The 19150-nt window shown below is 69.2% G+C and carries 20 protein-coding genes and 1 tRNA gene; all 21 read left to right on the forward strand.

Annotated elements, in window-relative coordinates; genetic code table 11:
- Positions 1 to 684 precede the first annotated feature (684 nt).
- The gene (locus OPF83_RS11695) at positions 685 to 1302 is read left to right on the forward strand and encodes a hypothetical protein (protein WP_309297778.1); all 618 of its coding nucleotides are present in this window, start codon (positions 685 to 687) and stop codon (positions 1300 to 1302) included.
- Positions 1303 to 1310: 8 nt separating this feature from the next.
- Complete coding sequence (locus OPF83_RS11700; protein WP_264887638.1) at positions 1311 to 2309, forward strand: HAD-IIA family hydrolase; 999 nt, start codon at positions 1311 to 1313, stop codon at positions 2307 to 2309.
- A 10-nt stretch (positions 2310 to 2319) separates the two neighbouring features.
- Positions 2320 to 2535: a hypothetical protein gene (locus OPF83_RS11705; RefSeq protein WP_264887639.1), complete on the forward strand. Its 216-nt coding sequence runs from the start codon at positions 2320 to 2322 to the stop codon at positions 2533 to 2535.
- Positions 2535 to 3353 (forward strand): TlyA family RNA methyltransferase, encoded by an 819-nt coding sequence (locus OPF83_RS11710; RefSeq protein ID WP_264887640.1) that lies wholly within the window; start codon positions 2535 to 2537, stop codon positions 3351 to 3353. The genes OPF83_RS11705 and OPF83_RS11710 overlap by 1 nt, the downstream gene beginning before the upstream one ends.
- Positions 3350 to 4276 carry an NAD kinase gene (locus tag OPF83_RS11715; RefSeq protein ID WP_264887641.1) on the forward strand — a complete coding sequence of 309 codons (927 nt, stop codon included), beginning with the start codon at positions 3350 to 3352 and terminating at the stop codon, positions 4274 to 4276. The genes OPF83_RS11710 and OPF83_RS11715 overlap by 4 nt, the downstream gene beginning before the upstream one ends.
- A 9-nt stretch (positions 4277 to 4285) precedes the next feature.
- Entirely contained in the window at positions 4286 to 6046 is a 1761-nt protein-coding gene (gene recN / locus OPF83_RS11720) for a DNA repair protein RecN (protein WP_264887642.1), read from the forward strand.
- A 59-nt stretch (positions 6047 to 6105) separates the two neighbouring features.
- On the forward strand, positions 6106 to 7278 hold the full coding sequence (steA, locus tag OPF83_RS11725; protein ID WP_264887643.1) for a putative cytokinetic ring protein SteA: 1173 nt from the start codon (positions 6106 to 6108) through the stop codon (positions 7276 to 7278).
- On the forward strand, positions 7275 to 8207 hold the full coding sequence (locus OPF83_RS11730; protein ID WP_264887644.1) for a copper transporter: 933 nt from the start codon (positions 7275 to 7277) through the stop codon (positions 8205 to 8207). The genes steA and OPF83_RS11730 overlap by 4 nt, the downstream gene beginning before the upstream one ends.
- Positions 8208 to 8283: 76 nt before the next feature.
- Entirely contained in the window at positions 8284 to 10050 is a 1767-nt protein-coding gene (locus OPF83_RS11735) for a CTP synthase (protein WP_264887645.1), read from the forward strand.
- A 3-nt stretch (positions 10051 to 10053) separates the two neighbouring features.
- Positions 10054 to 10623, forward strand: coding sequence for an NUDIX domain-containing protein (locus OPF83_RS11740; RefSeq protein ID WP_264887646.1), 570 nt, complete (start codon positions 10054 to 10056; stop codon positions 10621 to 10623).
- Positions 10624 to 10641: 18 nt separating this feature from the next.
- Entirely contained in the window at positions 10642 to 11607 is a 966-nt protein-coding gene (locus OPF83_RS11745) for a site-specific tyrosine recombinase XerD (protein WP_264887647.1), read from the forward strand.
- Positions 11608 to 11681: 74 nt separating this feature from the next.
- The gene (locus OPF83_RS11750; protein ID WP_264887708.1) at positions 11682 to 12557 is read left to right on the forward strand and encodes a ParA family protein; all 876 of its coding nucleotides are present in this window, start codon (positions 11682 to 11684) and stop codon (positions 12555 to 12557) included.
- 8 nt (positions 12558 to 12565) lie between these two features.
- Positions 12566 to 13450, forward strand: coding sequence for a ScpA family protein (locus OPF83_RS11755; RefSeq protein WP_264887648.1), 885 nt, complete (start codon positions 12566 to 12568; stop codon positions 13448 to 13450).
- Positions 13441 to 14256 carry an SMC-Scp complex subunit ScpB gene (gene scpB, locus OPF83_RS11760; RefSeq protein WP_375546259.1) on the forward strand — a complete coding sequence of 272 codons (816 nt, stop codon included), beginning with the start codon at positions 13441 to 13443 and terminating at the stop codon, positions 14254 to 14256. The genes OPF83_RS11755 and scpB overlap by 10 nt, the downstream gene beginning before the upstream one ends.
- 7 nt (positions 14257 to 14263) lie before the next feature.
- Positions 14264 to 15022, forward strand: a complete 759-nt coding sequence (locus tag OPF83_RS11765) for a pseudouridine synthase (protein WP_264887649.1) — start codon at positions 14264 to 14266, stop codon at positions 15020 to 15022.
- Positions 15019 to 15738, forward strand: coding sequence for a (d)CMP kinase (gene cmk, locus OPF83_RS11770; protein WP_264887650.1), 720 nt, complete (start codon positions 15019 to 15021; stop codon positions 15736 to 15738). The genes OPF83_RS11765 and cmk overlap by 4 nt, the downstream gene beginning before the upstream one ends.
- Positions 15735 to 17192 (forward strand): ribosome biogenesis GTPase Der, encoded by a 1458-nt coding sequence (gene der, locus OPF83_RS11775; protein ID WP_264887651.1) that lies wholly within the window; start codon positions 15735 to 15737, stop codon positions 17190 to 17192. The genes cmk and der overlap by 4 nt, the downstream gene beginning before the upstream one ends.
- 69 nt (positions 17193 to 17261) lie before the next feature.
- Positions 17262 to 17335 (forward strand) — tRNA-Pro (locus OPF83_RS11780).
- Between the two features lie 184 nt (positions 17336 to 17519).
- On the forward strand, positions 17520 to 18146 hold the full coding sequence (locus OPF83_RS11785) for a DUF4178 domain-containing protein (protein WP_264887652.1): 627 nt from the start codon (positions 17520 to 17522) through the stop codon (positions 18144 to 18146).
- Positions 18143 to 18700 carry a DUF2617 family protein gene (locus tag OPF83_RS11790; protein WP_264887653.1) on the forward strand — a complete coding sequence of 186 codons (558 nt, stop codon included), beginning with the start codon at positions 18143 to 18145 and terminating at the stop codon, positions 18698 to 18700. Before OPF83_RS11785 ends, OPF83_RS11790 begins: the two co-directional genes overlap by 4 nt.
- Positions 18697 to 19116, forward strand: coding sequence for a DUF4247 domain-containing protein (locus tag OPF83_RS11795; RefSeq protein WP_264887654.1), 420 nt, complete (start codon positions 18697 to 18699; stop codon positions 19114 to 19116). Before OPF83_RS11790 ends, OPF83_RS11795 begins: the two co-directional genes overlap by 4 nt.
- Positions 19117 to 19150: the final 34 nt, after the last annotated feature.

Below are 19150 nucleotides of genomic sequence, written 5' to 3' on the forward strand. Positions count from 1 at the left end.
CACAGCAGCGGAAGGAACCCACCAGTTCCTTCCGCTGCTGGCATTTCCACGTAATTGAACGGAAGAAGCCCGAAGCCGAATTGGCTTCCCATTGCACGTAAGGTGAACGTCGTGAACGATGCCCGGTCAGAGAACGCAGACCAGAGCCCCCGCCGCGGAGATCGCGACGTCCCCCGCCGTGGCGACCGCGCCGGGAGTGGAGGCCGCAGAGACAACAGCTCGTACGGGGAGCGCCGCGGTAAGCGCTACGACGGAAGCTCGCCGCGTCGCGGCGGAGACTCCGCAGCGAATGGTGAGCGTCGGGATGGTGCCGGCCGGTCCGCCGGAGACGAGCGGGGCAATGACGGCGAGCGTGCCGGCGGTCGTTCGGGAGGTCGCTCCGCAGGAGGCGGCGGCTACCGCAGTTCAGACCAGTCCCACGGCCGATCTGCTCAGCGCTCAGGAGGACCGCGACGTGCGTCGCGTCCGGGCGAGCGGGGCAGTGATGGCCGAGGTACGAACAGCCGGCGCGAAGGTTCGCGCGGCGACGGGGACCGTCGGAACGCTGGAGACAGGCGCAACGGGCCCGTTCGCAGAAGTGATGCTGACAGGCACGGAGCCGGTCGTCCCAGGCAAGAGGTCCGTGCCGCCGCGCGTGCCGATGAACCGGCGCTTCCCGAGGACATCGAGGCCTCAGACCTCGACATGGAGATCCGTCGTGATCTGCGGAGCCTGGACAAGTCCAACGCGGAGATCGTGGCGAAGCACCTCGTCGCCGCGATGCACTTCGTCGACGAGGACCCCGAGCTGGCACTCGCTCACGGCCGGGCAGCGAAGAACCGTGCCGGTCGTATCGGCGTGGTCCGGGAGACCCTGGGCGTTCTGGCGTACCGTGCCGCCGAGTGGTCCGAGGCGCTCGGTGAGCTTCGTGCCGCGCGCCGCATTTCCGGAGGCCCCGGCCTGCTGGCGATGATGGCGGATTGCGAGCGTGGACTCGAGCGGCCCCAACGTGCAATCGAACTCGCCCGCGGGGACGAGTCGCGGATGCTCGAGGGGGAGGACCTCATCGAACTTCGCATCGTCGAGGCCGGAGCGCGCGTGGATATGGGCCAGCTCGACGCGGCACTGGTGACTCTCAAAGACGCCGGGTTGTCGGCAGACGCCACCGGTGAGGAAGCCGCGCGGCTGGACTACGCCTACGCCGAGGTGTTGCTGGCCGCGGGTCACAAGGCCGAGGCGATCGAGTGGTTCGGACATGCAGTCGAGGCGGACCCCGAACAGCTCACCGACGCAGAAGCGCGTCTTGCCGAGCTGGTGGACTGAACAGCGTCGTGTCCATTTCCAGCCTTGCTACCGAGCACGATGCGCTACTCGTTGACCTCGACGGCACTCTGATCCGCGGTACCGAGCCCATCCCCGGGGTGTCTGCCGGGCTCGAGGCCTCGGGTCTTCCTGTTATTTTCGTGACAAACAACGCGAGCCGCGCTCCCGAGCAGACCGCCTCCCACCTCCGTGACATGGGTTTCTCCGCGGTCGCTGACCAGGTCATGACCAGCGCGCAGGCAGCCGTCGTGATGCTCGGCGATCACGTACCGGCCGGCTCCAGGATCCTCATCGTCGGCCACGACAGTTTTCGTGACCTCGTCAGGGATGCGGGATACGAGGTCGTGCTGTCGGCGGACAACAGGCCCGCTGCGGTCCTACAGGGGTTGTCGAGAGAGCTCACGTGGGCAGATCTCGCGGAGGGCTGTCTCGCGATTCGGGATGGTGTCCCGTGGATCGCCTCGAATACCGATGCGACCTTGCCGACAGAACGTGGGCTGCTCCCCGGAAACGGAGCCCTGGTCGCGGCGATGATGACCGCCACCGACCGTTCACCCGTGGTCGCGGGCAAGCCCGCGGCCGGGGTTCTCCTCGCCGCAGCCGCGCGGGTCGATTCCCGTCGGCCTCTAGTCGTGGGCGACCGTCTCGACACGGACATCGAGGGTGCCGTGGCCGCAGGGATGCCCTCACTGATGGTGCTGTCCGGTGTGCACGGCCCGTCGGATCTCCTCGCAGCGCCTCCGGCCAGGCGTGCAACCCACCTCGCCGACGACCTGACGGCGGTCAACGTTGCCGGGGAGGATTTTTCGATCGCGAACGCGCCGGCGCTCGTCGCGAGCGCTTCGGCCGATGCCCTGGTGGTGGAAGAGCTTCCCGACGGTCTCGTGGGCACGCCACTCGCACGGGCTGTGATCAGGCAGGGGTGGGAGCGCGGCGTGTCCCTCGTCGTGGCCGGGTCCGGGGCGGTGCGGTCCAGGCTCTCGGATGCGGGATTCACTGTCGACTAACCTGGGCTCCGTGAGCACACCTAGACCGCATCCACTTCCGGGCCCCAAGGGACTCGATACCGACGAGCTGCGGGTGACCTTCGATGACCTCCTCGCGGATTCGGTCGGTGTCGCAGTGCCGGCGGTGGACGAGCCCGAGGCTGTGGGAGACGACCAGGTCGCCGCACTCGACGGGGCACACGAACTCCTCGCTCGAGCTCTCGCCTCTCTGGATACCCAGCACTGATGGTCGCCAAGCGAATCCGACTCGACGCGGAGCTCGTCCGCCGGAAGATGTGTGACAGCCGCGAGCGTGCCCGCGATCTCATCGCCCACGGCCGCGTGATCGTCAACGGTGTTGCGGCGACCAAACCCGCGACCCAGGTCGAACCGACCACCTCCATCGCGCTGACCGCCTCGGATGAACCCGAATGGGCGTCGAGGGGTGCGCACAAGCTCGTCGGGGCACTGGACGCGTTCGACGTGGACGTAGACGGGCTGCGTTGTCTTGATGCGGGGGCTTCGACCGGCGGATTTACAGATGTGCTCCTGTCGCGGGGAGCGAGGCGCGTCGAAGCCGTGGACGTCGGCTACGGACAGCTCGTGTGGCGGCTCCGGAACGACGAGCGGGTCGGCGTCTACGACAAGACGAACGTCCGTGCACTTGGACCCGAGGACATCGGCGGCGAGGTGGATCTCGTTGTCTCCGACCTGTCGTTCATCTCGCTCGCACTGGTACTCCCGGCGATGGCCCGGTGCGTGCGGCCGGGAGGGGACCTGCTGCCCATGGTCAAGCCCCAGTTCGAAGTGGGCAAGGACCGGGTCGGGCAGGGTGGCGTGGTTCGTGACCCGTCGCTTCGGATCGAGGCGGTGACCGCAGTGGCTCGTAAGGCTTCCGGACTCGGCCTACAGGTGAGGGGATGCGTGGCCAGTCCCTTGCCGGGACCGTCGGGGAACGTCGAGTACTTTCTGCACCTGCGCAGAGTCGACGACGCGACACCCGGTGGCCTCGATCATGACGCCGAGGCCGCGATACGGACCGCGGTGGAAGAAGGGCCTCAATGACTGACACTGTTCCGACTCAACAGCGACGTATCCTGCTCGTCCCCAACGTCGGCAGGCCCGAAATCGTGGCCAAGGTCGAGCGGGTCGTCCAGGCGTGCTCCAGCTACGCCATCGCCGTCCGAATGCTCGAGGACACCGGAGTCGTCGTCGACGAATCGCTGCCCGTGGAGACGGTGCCCGACCTACCCGACGCCGCCGACGGCTGCGAGCTCGTCCTGGTGTTGGGCGGCGACGGAACGTTTCTGCGCGCATGCCAGTACGCCACGTCGGCGGACGTCCCGGTTCTCGGGGTCAACCTCGGCCACATCGGCTTCCTCGCGGAATCCGAGGTCGACTCGCTCAGCGCGGTTGTCGAACAGATCGCGCATCGCGACTACCGGGTGGTCGAGAGGATGACCGTCGAGGCGACCGTCATCCACGGCGAGAAGCGTCTCGGCCACGACTGGGCGCTCAACGAGGTGAGCATCGAGAAGGTCTCGCGCCAGGGGGTCCTGCAGGCCTCCGTTGAGATCGACGGACGGCCGGTGAGTGACTACGGATGTGACGGGATGCTCGTGTCGACGCCCACAGGGTCGACCGCGTACGCGTTCTCCGCGGGAGGACCGATCGTCTGGCCCGAGCTCGATGCGATCCTGGTGGTCCCGAACAACGCGCACGCGCTCTTCGCCCGCCCCATGGTCGTGGCACCCACCTCGAGGGTCGCCGTGGAGACCGGTGTGGACTCGGGGCCGTCCGTGGTGGTGCTCGACGGTCGTCGCGTGATCGACGCGCCCGCGGGGAGCCGCGTCGAGGTGATCCGCGGATCGAGGCCGGTCAAGTGGGTCAGACTGGACGACTCGCCGTTCACGGACCGGCTCGTGACCAAGTTCGAGTTGCCGGTCACGGGATGGCGCGGACGATCAGGTGTCCGTCCCCTCGCCTAGGGTGGGACCGTGCTCACCGAACTCCGGATCAGTGGCCTCGGCGTCATCGACGAGGCCATAGCCGACTTCTCACCAGGACTGTCCGTGCTCACCGGCGAGACCGGCGCGGGAAAGACGATGGTGGTCACCGGACTGAGGCTGTTGGCGGGCGGACGAGCGGATCCGGGTCGCGTACGCCGGGGAGCGGACCGGGCACTCGTCGAGGGGCGATTCGATCTCACCACCGCCGCCACGGTCGACGAATCCCATCGTCGGGAACTCGATGAACTCCTCGAGGACGCGGATGCCGAACTCGACGAGGACGGCAGCGTGATTGCCGTTCGACGGGTGGGCGCGGACGGTCGGTCCCGCGCCAGGCTCGGAGGTCGATCAGTCCCGGCGGGAACGCTGGCACGGTTCTGCGCTCCGGTGCTGGCGGTCCACGGGCAGAATGATCAGTTGCGACTGCTCCGGGCCGACCATCAGCGCGACGCGGTCGACACGCACGGCGGAGACGAGGCCCGGGCTGCGCTGGACGCCTACCGTTCCACCTTCCGGCAGTGGCGGGAGGCCGCGGCGTCGCTCGCCGAGCGCACCGGACGGGCTCGCGAGCTGGCCCGGGAAGCCGACCTCCTCCGCTTGGGCCTCGAAGAGATCGACGCACTCGATCCGCACCCCGGTGAAGAGGAGGAACTCGACGCACGGATCCGGCGGCTGACCGATTCCGAGGAACTGCGCGAGGTCGCCGGGCAGGCACACGAGGCACTGACGGGCGACGGTGAGTCGACCGATCCACTCGTCGGGGTGCTCGACCAGTTACGCCAGAGGCTCTCCGGCGCCGGCGATCCCGACCTGGACCCCATCGCCACCTCGTTCGGCCAGGCGATCGCCGCACTGGGAGACGCGGCGACGGAGCTCGGGCTCTACCTCGCCGAACTCCCCGTCGATGCGGCTGACCTGGATGCGGCACTCGAGCGTAGGCACGACCTGCGGACTCTCACGCGCAAGTACGGCACGGATGTCGACGACGTGATCGCTTGGGCAGAGAAGGCGCGGGTCCGCCTGACCGAGGTCGACACCTCCGATTCCGCGGTAGCGGAACTCGAGGCGACGGTGGCGCGGCTCGCAGCCGAACTCGAGGACAGGGGAGCGGCGCTCACCGAGATCCGCCGGGCCGCCGGTGCCGACCTCGCGGATCGCGTGTCCGCCGAGCTGGCGGAGTTGTCGATGGGTGGTGCACGACTCGCCGTCAAGGTCACCCCCTCCGGTGACGGACTGTCGGGGGCGACGGAGTCGGGACTCGACGAGGTGAGCCTGGAACTGGACGGACCGTCCGGGGCGGTTCCACTGGGCAAGGGGGCGTCCGGTGGTGAGTTGTCCCGCGTGATGCTCGCACTCGAGGTGGTCCTCGCCGAACGCTCCGGGGGTGGGACCCTGGTGTTTGACGAGGTGGACGCCGGGGTCGGCGGCCGTGCGGCGTTGAGTATCGGAAAGCGCCTGGCCACGCTGGCCCGGACGCACCAGGTGATCGCCGTGACCCACCTCGCGCAGGTCGCCGCATACGCGGACACGCATCTCGTGGTGCACAAGGGGACCGACGCGGGTGCGGCGGAGAACGGCGGCGGAGGTGCCGTGGTCTCCGGGGTGCGGGCAGTTGCGGACACCGACCGTGTCACCGAGCTCGCGAGGATGCTCGCGGGTCTGGACGACACGGACACCGGCCTCGCCCACGCGCGCGAGCTCCTGGACACGGCCCAACGGCAGAAGTCTCAAGCTCAACTCGACCGTTAGGGCGACACGCCGGGTCTACCTCCGTCGATGCGTGAATGACACGCGTGATACTCCTGTGCATGAAGATGTCGGGTCTGCTCAATCGTCGTTCCACCGACCTCGCCGGAGTGCTCGGCGCCGTCCGTCAGATCCCCGCGGGGTCTGCGGTCCCCAAGAAGCTCGGGCCCAAGGACGTGGCGGTGCTCGATCTCAACCGCACGTCCGCCGAGGTCGCCCGCGCCGTGGTCGCCGCCGAGGTGGCCGCAGTCGTCCACGTGCCCCGGCACGGGGAGACGATGCTGCCGCGTGCGGCGTACCGCATCCTCGCCGAGTCGACGATCCCGGTCATCGAGGACGCCGACCTGTCGACGGTCGAGGACGGCACCCGGGTCCGCATCGACGAGGGCGTTGTGTACGCGCAGAAGTCCGATGACGAGCTCGCCAGAGGTCGCGAAGCCGATTCGGCCACCCTCGTGTCAGAGGTCGACTCCGCCGAGAGCGCCTACGTCGAGTCGGCGCTGGCGCACCTCGCCAACGCCACCGAGTTCCTCAGCATCGAGCACCAGTTGCTGCTCGACGGCGAGGGCCTGCCGGAACTCGACATCGAGTTCGCGGACCGCCACGTCGTGGTGGTGACCGCCGACGAGGGCTCGGCAGAGCAGCTCGCCGATCTCAAGCCATTCATCCGCGAGTACCGCCCCGTCCTGGTGGGCGTGGACGCCGGTGCCGAGTACCTGCGCGCGGCCCGGCTCAGCGCCGACGTCGTTGTCGCCACCCCCACGTCGGTCGCCGACGAGGTCCTCACCGACGGCGCGGTTCTCGTCGTCCCGGCGGACCGGGATGGCCGGGCCGAGGGCCTGGACCGGATCACGGAGCTGGGCGTGGGCGCCACGACCTTCCCCGCGGCGGCGACCGCGCGTGACATGGCACTCCTGCTCGCCTTCCACGGCGGCGCCGAGATGATCGTCGCCACCGGCCGGACCCGCGGACTCGAAAACGCTTTCAGCGCGGACGCGACGCCGTCGTCGACCATGGTCGACACCACCGTCGCCTCGCGCCTGGTCTCGGCCGAGGCGTGCTCGACCCTGTACCGCTCGCGTGGTGCCGGGATCGGGCTGGCACTGGTCGTTCTGGCCGCGCTGCTGGCCGTCGCTGCCGTTGTCGTGGCCCGCGATTCCGCCCAGGAACTGCTCGTCTGGGCCGTGGAGGCCTGGAACACCTTCGCCTTGTGGGTCCAGGGATTTTTCAAGTGATCAGCCTGCGTCGCCACGTTCTGACGCTGGTCGCGGTCTTCCTCGCACTGGCGATCGGCGTGGTGCTGGGCTCCACGTCCGTGGCGACGTCCATCCGGGACTCCCTGGTCGAACGTCAGGAGACGACCGCGGGCCAGCTCGAGATCACGCAGCGGGAGCTGACGCAGACCCGGCTGGAGGCGGATCGTCTCGACGCCCTGGCCGGGGAGCTCACGCCGGCCGTCACCGCGGATCGGCTCGAAGACCGTCCGGTGCTCGTGGTGGTGTCTCCCGGCGCGTCCGACGAGGACGTGCGGGCGGTCACCGACGCGGTCTCGGAGGCCGGCGGAGTGGACGCGGGACGGATCCGGATCACCGACCAGGCGGTCGCCCCAGAGGCTGACGCGGAACTGTCGGCGCTCGTGGCGAATCTGCCCATCGGGACGGCCCCGGCCGCCGACGCGGACCTCGGCACCCAGCTGGGCACCGCACTCGGACGCGCCGCACTGCTGCGCAAGGAGGACGCGAAGCCACATCGTGAGGACGACGACCGGGCCACCGTCCTGACGACCCTCGCGGACGCCGGGATGATCGAGTACGAGAAGGGGACCATCCGCCCGGGGCAACTCGCCGTGGTGGTCACCGGACCGGTCGACGATGAGTCGACGGCCGCCCGCATCGCCTCGCTCTCCAGGACCCTCGACGCCGAGGGTGCCGGGACCGTCGTGGTGAGCCCGATCTCGTCCGGGGGAGGACAGGACGCCGTCGTGGCCCTGCGCTCCTCGGGGCAGAGCGACGTATCCACCGTCGACACCGTGGGCTCGGATGCCGGGCGACTGGCAACTGTCCTCGCCCTTGCCGGACAACTCGACGGGGAGCAGGGCGACTTCGGGACGCGGCAGGATGCGACCGCAGCGGCGCCGTCGCTCCCTCCGGGCCCCACACGGTGATAGCCTGAAGCCCCGTGGGGTGCACCGGAGCCGCACCAGCTTTCATCCATTCCGGAGTCTTGACACGGGAGTCCCCTTGGCACTGAATCGAGCCGCATCGCGGTCCGCGACCAAGCACATCTTCGTCACCGGTGGCGTGGCGTCGTCGCTGGGTAAGGGGCTGACCGCCTCCAGCCTGGGACAGTTGCTCACCGCCCGCGGGCTCCGGGTGACCATGCAGAAGCTCGACCCCTACATCAACGTGGACCCCGGCACGATGAACCCCTTCCAGCACGGAGAGGTGTTCGTCACAGAGGACGGAGCCGAGGCGGATCTCGACCTGGGGCATTACGAGCGCTTCCTCGACCGAGACCTGAGCGCCAACGCCAACGTCACGACCGGTCAGGTGTACTCGGCGGTCATCGCCAAGGAGCGTCGCGGCGAGTACCTGGGCGAGACGGTCCAGGTGATCCCGCACATCACCGACGCGATCAAGGAACGCATCATCGCGATGGGGGATCCGGACGCCGATGGCCGCCGGCCCGACGTCGTGATCACCGAGGTCGGCGGGACCGTCGGAGACATCGAGTCGCAGCCGTTCCTCGAGGCCTGCCGTCAGGTGCGTCACTCGGTGGGTCGGGAGAACATCTTCTTCCTCCACGTGTCCCTGGTGCCGTACCTCGCGCCCTCTGGTGAGCTCAAGACCAAGCCGACGCAGCACTCCGTGGCAGCCCTCCGCTCGATCGGTATCGTGCCCGACGGCCTGATCCTCCGGGCGGACCGCGAGGTGCCGGACGCCCTCAAGGCGAAGATCGCGCTGATGTGCGACGTCGACGTCGAGGGTGTCGTGGCCACCCCGGACGCGCCGAGCATCTATGACATCCCGCGTGTCCTGTTCAACGGTCACCTGGACACCCATGTCATCCGCAAGCTCAACCTCCCGTTCCGTGACGTGGACTGGACGGTGTGGGGCGACCTGCTGGGGCGTGTCCACGAGCCCCGCGAAGAGGTCGAGATCGCCCTAGTCGGCAAGTACATCGACCTGCCCGACGCCTACCTCTCGGTGACCGAGGCGCTCCGCGCCGGCGGCTTCGCGCACCACGCCCGGGTCAACATCCGGTGGGTGGAGTCGGACTCCTGCGCGACCGAGGCGGGAGCCCGGGAGGCACTGCACGGCGTCGACGGCATGCTCATTCCCGGTGGATTCGGTATCCGCGGAATCGAGGGCAAGCTCGGGGCCATCTCGTGGTCGCGCAAGAACAAGATCCCGCTGCTCGGACTGTGCCTCGGTCTGCAGTGCTCGGTCATCGAGGCGGCGCGCTCGGTCGGGCTGACCGGCGCGTCCTCCACGGAGTTCGAGCCCGACACCGAGCACCCGGTGATCTCCACGATGGCCGACCAGGTGGATGCCGTCGCCGGTAACGCCGACCTCGGCGGCACCATGCGACTCGGCGCCTACCCCGCGACCCTGACCAAGGGTTCGATCGTGGCCGAAGCCTACGGCTCCACCGAGATCTCCGAGCGGCACCGTCACCGTTTCGAGGTCAACAACGCCTACCGCGAAAAGATCGCCGAGTCGGGACTGCAGTTCTCGGGCACCTCGCCGGACGGCCACCTGGTCGAGTTCGTCGAGTACCCGCGGGATCAGCACCCGTTCTTCGTCGCCACGCAGGCGCACCCGGAGTACAAGTCGCGCCCGACCCGGCCGCACCCGCTGTTCGCCGCGTTCATCAAGGCCTCCCTGGACTACGAGAACGAGATGAGTCTGCCGGTGGAGCCGTGGCGTGAGGGCCAGAACGAGGGGGCGCAGGCAGAGGCCACAGCCGGGGCGGCCGCCGAGGCCGCGTCGGTCGACGAGAGCTGAGCCGTGTCGCCCTCCGGTGCCCCCGGTTCGCATGACTACCGGACCATCTCCAGTCGAGAGATCTTCGACGGCCGGATCGTCCGACTGCGCATCGACACACTGACGATGCCGGACGGGGGCACCGCGGACCGCGAGATCTGCGGTCACGACGACGCCGTGGCCGTGGTGGCCGTGGACTCCGAGAACCAGATCGTCCTGGTCCGTCAGTACCGGCACGCCGTGGGGGAGCGCCTGTGGGAGCTGCCGGCGGGCCTGTGCGACGTCGACGGCGAGCGCCCGCTCGAGACCGGGCGCAGGGAACTGCTCGAGGAGACCGGGTTCGAGGCGACCGACTGGCGGGATGTGGTGGAGATCGTCCCGTCCCCGGGCTTTAGCACGGAGCGCGTCCACATCTATCTGGCGACCGGACTGCGCGAGGTCGGGCGACCGGAGGCGACGCACGAGGAGGCGGACATGGAGATCGTCCGAATCCCGTTCGACGAGGCCGTCGACGCCGTGCTCGACGGCCGGATCGTCAACGGGATCGCGGTGTCGGGGATCCTCGCGGCCCGGGCGTTGCTCGCCCGGGACTGATCGCGGGACCAGTCGGACATGGCCGGAGACGCCGGTGTCGAGACCGCGATCCGCGGCTACCTGGACCACCTCGCCGTCGAACGTGGCGCGTCGCCCCACACCCTCGCCGCCTACCGCCGTGACCTGGACCGGTACCGCCGTCATCTCTCCTCGGTGGGGGTGACGGACCTCGCCGCGGTGAGCGAGTCACACGTCGAGGGGTTCCGCGTCGCGTTGTCGACAGCGGACCCGGAGGCGGGACGCGAGGCGCTCGCCTCCAGCTCGGTCGCCAGGTCCCTGGCGGCGGTCCGGGGACTGCACCGGTTCCTCACCCGTGACGGGGTCACCGCTGTCGACGCGGCTGCGGCGGTGACCCCGCCGAGTCCCGCGAAGCGGCTGCCCAAGGCCGTTCCGGTCGACCGGATGATCGCGATGATCGAGGCCGCCGGGGGGACCGAAACGGACACCGAGCCCGCCCGGCTCCGGGACCGGGCCATGCTCGAGTTGCTGTACGCCTCCGGTGCGCGTGCCGCCGAACTCATCGGCCTCGACGTGGACGATCTCGAGGGGCTCGACCAGCCTGGTGGCGGTTCGGTGATCCTGCGCGGTAAGGGCGGCAAGGAGCGGATCGTGCCGCTGGGCCGCCCTGCCTGCGACGCGGTGGCCGCCTACCTCGTGCGCGCTCGACCGGCACTGTCGGTCAAGGGCGGCTCGGGCAAGGGCGGCCCGGCGCTGTTCCTCAACGCCCGTGGTGGCAGGTTGACGCGCCAGACGCTGTGGAACGTGGTGACCACCGCGGCCCGGCGCGCGGGGCTGGAGGGGGAGGTCTCGCCGCACTCGTTCCGACATTCGTTCGCGACCCATCTCCTCGACGGCGGGGCGGACATTCGGGTGGTCCAGGAACTGCTCGGGCACTCCTCGGTCACCACGACCCAGATCTACACACTCGTCACCGTCGACACGCTCCGCGAGGTCTGGGCCGAGTGTCACCCCCGGGCACGGTAACGTTGCCGGGGATACGGCCCGGGCGCGGGTGAAGGCGACGAGAGGAGACGCGGGTGGCGCAGAACACTGGGGCGATGGATCCCGCGCTGTTCTCCCGCGCGGAACTGCTGGGAGCTGACGATCCTGCAGCCGGTGAGGGGTTCTCGGCGATCCCCGAACCGGAGCCACTGACCTCGCACGGTCCGGCGGTCGTCCTCTCGATGTGCAACCAGAAGGGCGGGGTCGGCAAGACCACCAGCACCATCAACCTCGCGGCCTCGCTCGCGGAGTATGGTCGCCGGGTGCTCGTGGTGGACCTCGATCCGCAGGGTGCACTGTCCGCCGGTCTGGGGATCGCGCACCACGAACTGGAACTGACCGTCTACAACCTCCTCGTGGACCACACCGTGTCCACCGAAGAGGTCCTGGTTCGCACCCGCGTCGAGGGCGTGGATCTGATCCCGGCCAACATCGACCTGTCGGCGGCGGAGATCCAGCTGGTCAACGAGGTCGGTCGCGAGCAGGCCCTTGGCCGCGCCCTGTACCCGGTCTTGGACCGGTACGACTACGTCCTGATCGACTGCCAGCCGTCACTCGGCCTGCTCACGGTCAACGCCCTCGCGTGCTCGGACGGCGTGCTCATCCCCATGGAGTGCGAGTACTTCTCGCTGCGTGGCCTGGCCCTGCTCACCGACACCATCGACAAGGTGCGCGACCGGATCAACCCTCGTCTGCACCTGACCGGCATCCTCATCACGATGTTCGACCGCCGCACGGTGCACGCACGGGACGTGTTGGGCCGGGTCGTGGAGGTGTTCGGGGACAAGGTGTTCGACACCCTCGTCACCCGCACGGTCCGCTTCCCGGAGACGACCGTGGCCGGGGAGCCCATCACGACCTGGGCGCCACGCTCGGGAGGTGCCCAGGCGTACCGGGCGCTGGCCCGCGAGGTCATCCAGCGCGGTAGGTGAGGTCTCCGATGACCGGCGCGCCCGAGCTCGACGGGCACGTGGCGCCGCCGTTCGACCCCACCGATCCGCACCGGGCGGGCGTGCCGGAGCCAGCCACCGAGCCGGACGAGACCGGCGGGTTCCGGGTCCACCTCACCAATTTCACGGGTCCGTTCGACCTGCTCCTCAAGCTCATCGACTCGCGTCGACTCGACGTGACCGAGGTGGCGCTGCACGCGGTGACCGACGAGTTCATCGCCTACACCCGCGACCTGGGAGTGGAGGCCGGACTCGAGGAGGTCACGGAGTTCCTGGTGGTGGCGGCGACGTTGCTCGACCTCAAGACGGCACGGTTGGTCCCGTCCGGCGAGGTCCAGGACGTGGAGGACCTGGCATTGCTGCAGGCGCGGGACCTGCTCTTCGCCCGCCTACTCCAGTTCCGGGCGTTCCGGCAGGTCGCCGAATTGTTCGGCGAGCTCGACCGCACGGCCCGGCACTCGTATCCGCGGACCGCGGGGCCGGACGACGAGTTCCTGGGGATCCTGCCGGAGGTCGAACTGGGCGTGGACGCCGAGCAGCTCGCCACGATCGCCGCGGTGGCGTTCCGCCCGCGTCCGGTCGACGAGGTGGGGGTGGCCCACATCCACGCGCCGGTCGTTTCGGTTCCCGAGCAGGCCGGTCGGGTCCTGGAACTGTTGAAGTTCCGGGGACGCGGTCAGTGGGTAGATTTTCGGGAACTGGTGGCCGGCTGTGAGGAGAGCCTCGTCGTCGTCGCCCGGTTTCTCGCCCTGTTGGAGTTGTACCGGGCGCGCGCGGTCGCGCTCACCCAGGAAGAGGCGCTGGGGGACCTGTTGGTGAGCTGGACGGGTGAGGACGGCGACCAGGTGACGAGGGGGAGGGACGAATGGACGTGAGTGACGACGTGCCGGTCGGGGACCGCCCGGAGGTCCCGGACGTGTCGTCGGAACCGGACGGGGTGGGTGTGACGGGCGACCCTGACGGGGGCGGGGGCGACGCCGGCACGCTGGCCGACGACGACAACGACAGCAACGACGACAACGACGACACGCTGAGCATCGACCCCGACGTGCCGCCACTGAGGGCCCGCCTCGAGGCGCTCCTCCTCGTCGTCGACCAGCCGACGGCCGAGGGGATCCTCGCGACGGCCGCCGGTGCCACCGCGGGCGAGGTCGATGCCGAACTCCGTGCCTGGCGCGACGACCTGACGGCGAGCGGCAGTGGCATGGACCTGCGGCGCACAGGCGAGGGCTGGCGACTCTACACCCGCCGCGAACTCGCCCCGTACGTCGAGCGGCTGCTCACGGACGGCACCCGCGCCACGTTGACCCGGGCGGCGCTCGAGACTCTGGCCGTGATCGCCTACCGTCAGCCGGTCACCCGGTCGCGGGTCGCGGCCGTGCGCGGCGTCAACGTGGACGGCGTGATGCGCACCCTCGTGGCGCGCGGACTCGCGATCGAATGCGGCACCGACGCGGACACCGGGGGCATGCTGTATAGGACGACAGAGCTCTTTCTGGAAAGATTGGGCCTCGCGTCGCTCGACGAGCTTCCGGACATCGCCCCGTTGCTGCCGGATGTCGACCTGGTCGACGAGATGAGTGACGACCCCGCGGAGGATCCGCGGATTCCCGTGGGACGGCGCCGCAGGGCGGCGGACCCCGAACCAGACACACCCACCACCGACGACGAAGAGATGTGACGTCCCCATGACAGAATCCGCTGGCCGAGAAGGCGCACCGGTCCGGCTCCAGAAGATCCTCGCGCAGGCAGGAGTCGCCTCACGGCGCGCCTCCGAGGACCTCATCGCCCGGGGCCGGGTCGAGGTGAATGGCAAGATCGTCCGCGAGATGGGTCTCAAGGTCGATCCCGCCACCGCGGTGATCCGCGTCGACGGCACCCGGATCGTCCTCGACGAGAAGATGGTCTACCTCGCGCTGAACAAGCCGCGCGGTGTCCACACGACCATGTCCGACGAGCGCGGGCGCCCCTGCGTCGGCGATCTCGTGGCCGACCGGATCGACGCCGGGCAGCGGCTGTTCCACGTCGGACGCCTCGACGCCGACACCGAGGGACTGCTGCTGGTGACGAACGACGGCGAGCTGGCGCACCGCCTCATGCACCCCTCGTACAAGGTGTCCAAGACCTACATGGCGACCGTGACCGGCGTCGTGGGCAAGGGACTCGGCAAGCAGCTGCGCGAGGGCATCGAGCTGGAGGACGGCCCGGCGAAGGTCGACCAGTTCTCCCTCCTCGACGTCCACGACGGACGCTCGCTGGTCAAGGTCGTCCTGCACGAGGGCCGCAAGCACATCGTCCGCCGCCTCCTCGCCGAGGCCGGGTTCCCCGTCGAGGACCTGGTGCGTACCCGCTTCGGTTCGGTCGCGCTCGGTGACCAGCGCCCGGGATCGTTCCGCAAGCTCAACCGCACCGAGATCTCCGATCTGTTCACGGCGGTCGGGCTGTGAGCGCCGCGCGTCCGAGCCGGCGCATCGCGATCGACGGTCCCGCCGGGACCGGAAAGTCCACGCTCGCCCGCACGCTCGCCGGACGGGTCGACGGGGCCTACCTCGACACCGGCGCCATGTACCGCGTCGCGACTCTGCAAGTACTCCGTGCCGGGATCGATCCCGAGGACGCCGCCGCGGTGATCAGCGCAACCGCCGATCTGCCGTTGGAGATCGGTACCGACGCCGGCGCCGAACGCATCCTGCTGGACTCCGAGGACGTGAGCGAGGAGATTCGCACCGCGTGGGTCACCGCGAACGTCTCCGCCGTGTCGGCGGTGCCGGAGGTACGCGAGAACCTCGTCCGGCTCCAGCGGAAGCTGGCTGCCGAGGGCGGCATCGTGGTTCTCGAGGGCCGGGACATCGGCACCGTCGTGCTCCCCGATGCCGAGGTCAAGATCTATCTCACCGCCAGCCCGGAGGTGCGTGCGCGGCGCCGCACGGACCAGGACCTGGCCGCGGGGCGGGAGGCGGACTATGACGAGGTCCTCGCCGCCGTGATCGAGCGCGACCGCAAGGACTCCACCCGCGCGGCCAGTCCGCTGCGCCCCGCTGAGGACGCCGTGGTGATCGACACCTCTGACCTCACGCTCGACGAGGTGCTCGAGAAGTTGGTCGCCCTCGCCGAGGGAACCGAGGCGTCTCAGGGCGCCACCGCAGAAGGGAACGCACAGTGACCGGTACCGAGGACTTCGACCTGCCCACCGGACCCGGTGAGGAGACCATCGAGGACAGCTGGGACGACGACACCGACTGGGACGCGATCGCCTCGGATTTCGCCGACGAGATCCGGGCGGAGGTCGAGGGCGTCGAGGTGCTCCCGACCGTCGCGATCGTCGGGCGACCCAACGTCGGCAAGTCCACCCTCGTCAACAGGATCATCGGCCGCCGCGAGGCGGTCGTCGAGGACGTCCCCGGCGTGACGCGCGACCGCGTGTCGTACGAGGGACTGTGGAACGGTCGATCGTTCATGGTGCAGGACACCGGCGGCTGGGAGCAGGACGCGAAGGGCATGCACCGCTCGATCGCGCAGCAGGCCGAGATCGCCATGGGGACCGCCGACCTCATCGTGTTGGTCTGCGACGGCACCGTGGGGATCACCGCCGGTGACGAGACCGTGGCCAAGACACTGCGCCGGTCAAAGACCCCGGTGATCCTCGCGGTGAACAAGGTGGACAGCGAGAAGGCGGAACTCGAGTCCGCCGAGTTCTGGGGCCTCGGCTTGGACATGCCGTTCGCCATCTCGGCAGCCCACGGTCGCGGTACCGGCGACCTGCTCGACGAGATCGTCTCCAAGCTGCCGTCCAAGGCGACCATGCGCGAGGTCACCGACGCGCCCCGCCGCGTCGCCCTGGTGGGAAAGCCGAACGTGGGTAAGTCGAGCCTGCTCAACAAGCTCACCGGCGAGGACCGGTCCGTGGTGGACAACGTCGCCGGAACGACGGTCGACCCCGTCGACTCCCTCGTGGAACTCGGCGGTAAGACGTGGCGATTCGTCGACACCGCCGGCCTGCGTCGCAAGGTGAACCAGGCCTACGGACACGAGTACTACGCGTCGTTGCGTACCCGGGGCGCGATCGAGGCCGCCGAAGTGGTGGTGTTGATGCTCGACGCCTCCGAGCCCATCACGGAGCAGGACCTCCGGGTCATCTCGATGGTCGCCGACGCAGGGCGCGCTCTGGTGATCGCGTTCAACAAGTGGGACCTCGTTGACGAGGACCGTCGGTACGACCTGGACAAGGAGATCGACCGCGAGCTGTCGAAGATCCTCACGTGGGCGCACCGGGTGAACATCTCGGCTCATACCGGCCGTGCACTGAACAAGCTTGTACCGGCGATGGAGATCGCGCTCGATTCGTGGGACAAGCGGATTCCGACCGGCCCGCTCAACACGTGGATGAACGAGGTCGTCGCGGCCACGCCGCCGCCGATGCGTGGCGGTCGCCTCCCGCGAATCCGGTTCTGTACCCAGGCCACCACCCGGCCGCCGACGTTCGTGCTCTTCTCGACCGGCTTCCTGGAGGCCAACTACCGTCGATTCCTCGAGCGCAGATTGCGCGAGACCTTCGGTTTCGACGGTTCTCCGGTGCGGGTGAACGTGCGCGTGAAGGAGCGTCGACAGCGCAAATGACCCCCGATTTCAGTCACGCAAAAGGGTGCGCTAATCTAGTCCAGTCGCCGCGAGGAGCGGAGACGGTCACGGGCTGTGGCGCAGCTTGGTAGCGCACTTGACTGGGGGTCAAGGGGTCGCAGGTTCAAATCCTGTCAGCCCGACACAATGAAGCCCCGGGACGGAGAGATCCGCCCCGGGGCTTCGTCGTGCTCGGAGCGTCTCGGCGCTACAGGACGGCGGGTATCCAGACCACATCGACGCGGCGCGGTGCGTTAGCCTTGCGCAGGAAAACCCTTGGATCGGATCGGGTTCGGGGGCCGACGCGTCGCGGAGGGGTTGAGCCGGGTGGGAGAACTTCTCATCGTGATCGGTCTGGTGGTCGTCGTAGGCGCGATCATCGGACTCGTGATCAAGTCCAGGAACAGCGGGAAGAACGCCGGACCGGGGGCTCGTGTGGATCCACTGGCTTCCGGTCAGATGGCGCAGGGGTTCGGGCCGAAGAACCTCGGTCCGGGCGCGATCGTCGCCTACGGCGGGGTCGACTACGTCGTGCGCGGGAGCATCACGCTGCGTCAGGGCGGCTTCGTGTGGTGGGAGCACCTCCTCGACGGGGGCGACGGCGCCCGGTGGCTCGGCGTGGAGGAGGACGAGGGACAGCTCGAACTCACGTGGTGGACCACCCGCAAGGGGCACGGCCTCCAGCCCTCACCCGAGCTCGTGTTGGATGACCGCGTTTACCGCGAGGACGAGTCCGGCGAGGCCCACTACACCTGTGAAGGAACGACGGGGCTGCCCCCGCAGGGACGCATGCGGTACCGGGACTACCAGACCGGCGACGGCAGTTCGCTGCTCTCGTTCGAGAACTGGGACGACGCGGGCTGGGAGCTCTCCTCGGGCCGCCCGATGTCACCGGGGGAGATGACCGTCTACCCGGCGCCGCCCGCAGCCGGCGATCCGGGGTACGTCAAGTGACCCTGCACGACCTGGACGTGGCGCCGGACGACGTCGCTGCCCGGGAACTGGGCTACCGGGTCGACACGGAACCCGCGCCGGCAGCCCTCGCGACCGAGGAGTTCGAGCACCCACACCTCCCGGTCTCGCTCAGGGCGGCGATCCTCGGGGCATCCCACGCGATCACGATGGTGGTCGACGGAGAGGACACGGTCACGGAGGAGGTGTCCTGCCGGGCTTCGGCAGGTCACGGGCTGCCCCGGGATCCTGAGTCCAGTCGAGGTCAGTGGGGGACCCACCGTCTGCGTGGTGCGGTCGAGACGCTGTCCGCTGCGGCGTTCCGGGAACTGGTGGACGATCTGACCGCCCGCGGCGAGCAGGACGAGAACGTCCTCGCGGGCCGGTTCCCGGGGGCGGCGGGCGCACTCACCGTGGTCGAGGCCCGGGCCGACGAGCGCGGCTGGCAGTGGCGGACCTGGCACCTGTACCCGGCGACCGCCGGTGGCGACGTGGTGACCACCGAGTCCACAGTCGAGGTCGCAATCTCGGGTGCGGCGATGGAGGTGGTGGCGTGAAGGGCAGGAGAGGTCTCCTCATCGCGCTGGTCGGAGGCGTGATGGCCGTGCTGCTGGGGCTCGTCCTGGTGGCGGGAGGCAAGAACGCGGTGCGCTACGTGCGTGACAACTACACGCCCACGGCCCAGGCCGCCAACACCTACGACTGCCGTGGTGACGTTGACGCGACCGTCGCCGACATCAGGGACCACGAACGTCCCGACGCGAGCCAGAAGCAGGGCGAGACCGAGTACCTGCGCTACGGCGACGACATGATCATCGTCGGCCCCTCCGGGGGACTCGGGTGTCGGGTCCAGCTCGACGAGAACTCCCGGACTCTGCAATCCGGCGGCTTCCTGTTCCTCGGCGGATCGTTCGGACCCCGGAGCCCGGCCAGTTCGTCGGGCGGGAGCTCCGGCGGGTTCGGAGCCAAGTGACCCACACGACCGGCCCAGGTGGCCACGACCAGAA

Origin of the sequence: Dietzia sp. NCCP-2495, assembly GCF_026011735.1 — a bacterium.
Classification (GTDB): Bacteria; Actinomycetota; Actinomycetes; order Mycobacteriales; family Mycobacteriaceae; genus Dietzia.

Excerpts from the sequence above, each read along its gene's own strand:
- OPF83_RS11695 (WP_309297778.1), top strand. The coding sequence starts at position 685 with ATGGAGATCCGTCGTGATCTGCGGAGCCTGGACAAGTCCAACGCGGAG.
- OPF83_RS11710 (WP_264887640.1), top strand. The coding sequence starts at position 2,535 with ATGGTCGCCAAGCGAATCCGACTCGACGCGGAGCTCGTCCGCCGGAAG.
- OPF83_RS11715 (WP_264887641.1), top strand. The coding sequence starts at position 3,350 with ATGACTGACACTGTTCCGACTCAACAGCGACGTATCCTGCTCGTCCCC.
- steA (WP_264887643.1), top strand. The coding sequence starts at position 6,106 with ATGAAGATGTCGGGTCTGCTCAATCGTCGTTCCACCGACCTCGCCGGA.
- OPF83_RS11745 (WP_264887647.1), top strand. The coding sequence starts at position 10,642 with ATGGCCGGAGACGCCGGTGTCGAGACCGCGATCCGCGGCTACCTGGAC.
- OPF83_RS11750 (WP_264887708.1), top strand. The coding sequence starts at position 11,682 with ATGGATCCCGCGCTGTTCTCCCGCGCGGAACTGCTGGGAGCTGACGAT.
- OPF83_RS11755 (WP_264887648.1), top strand. The coding sequence starts at position 12,566 with ATGACCGGCGCGCCCGAGCTCGACGGGCACGTGGCGCCGCCGTTCGAC.
- scpB (WP_375546259.1), top strand. The coding sequence starts at position 13,441 with ATGGACGTGAGTGACGACGTGCCGGTCGGGGACCGCCCGGAGGTCCCG.
- OPF83_RS11765 (WP_264887649.1), top strand. The coding sequence starts at position 14,264 with ATGACAGAATCCGCTGGCCGAGAAGGCGCACCGGTCCGGCTCCAGAAG.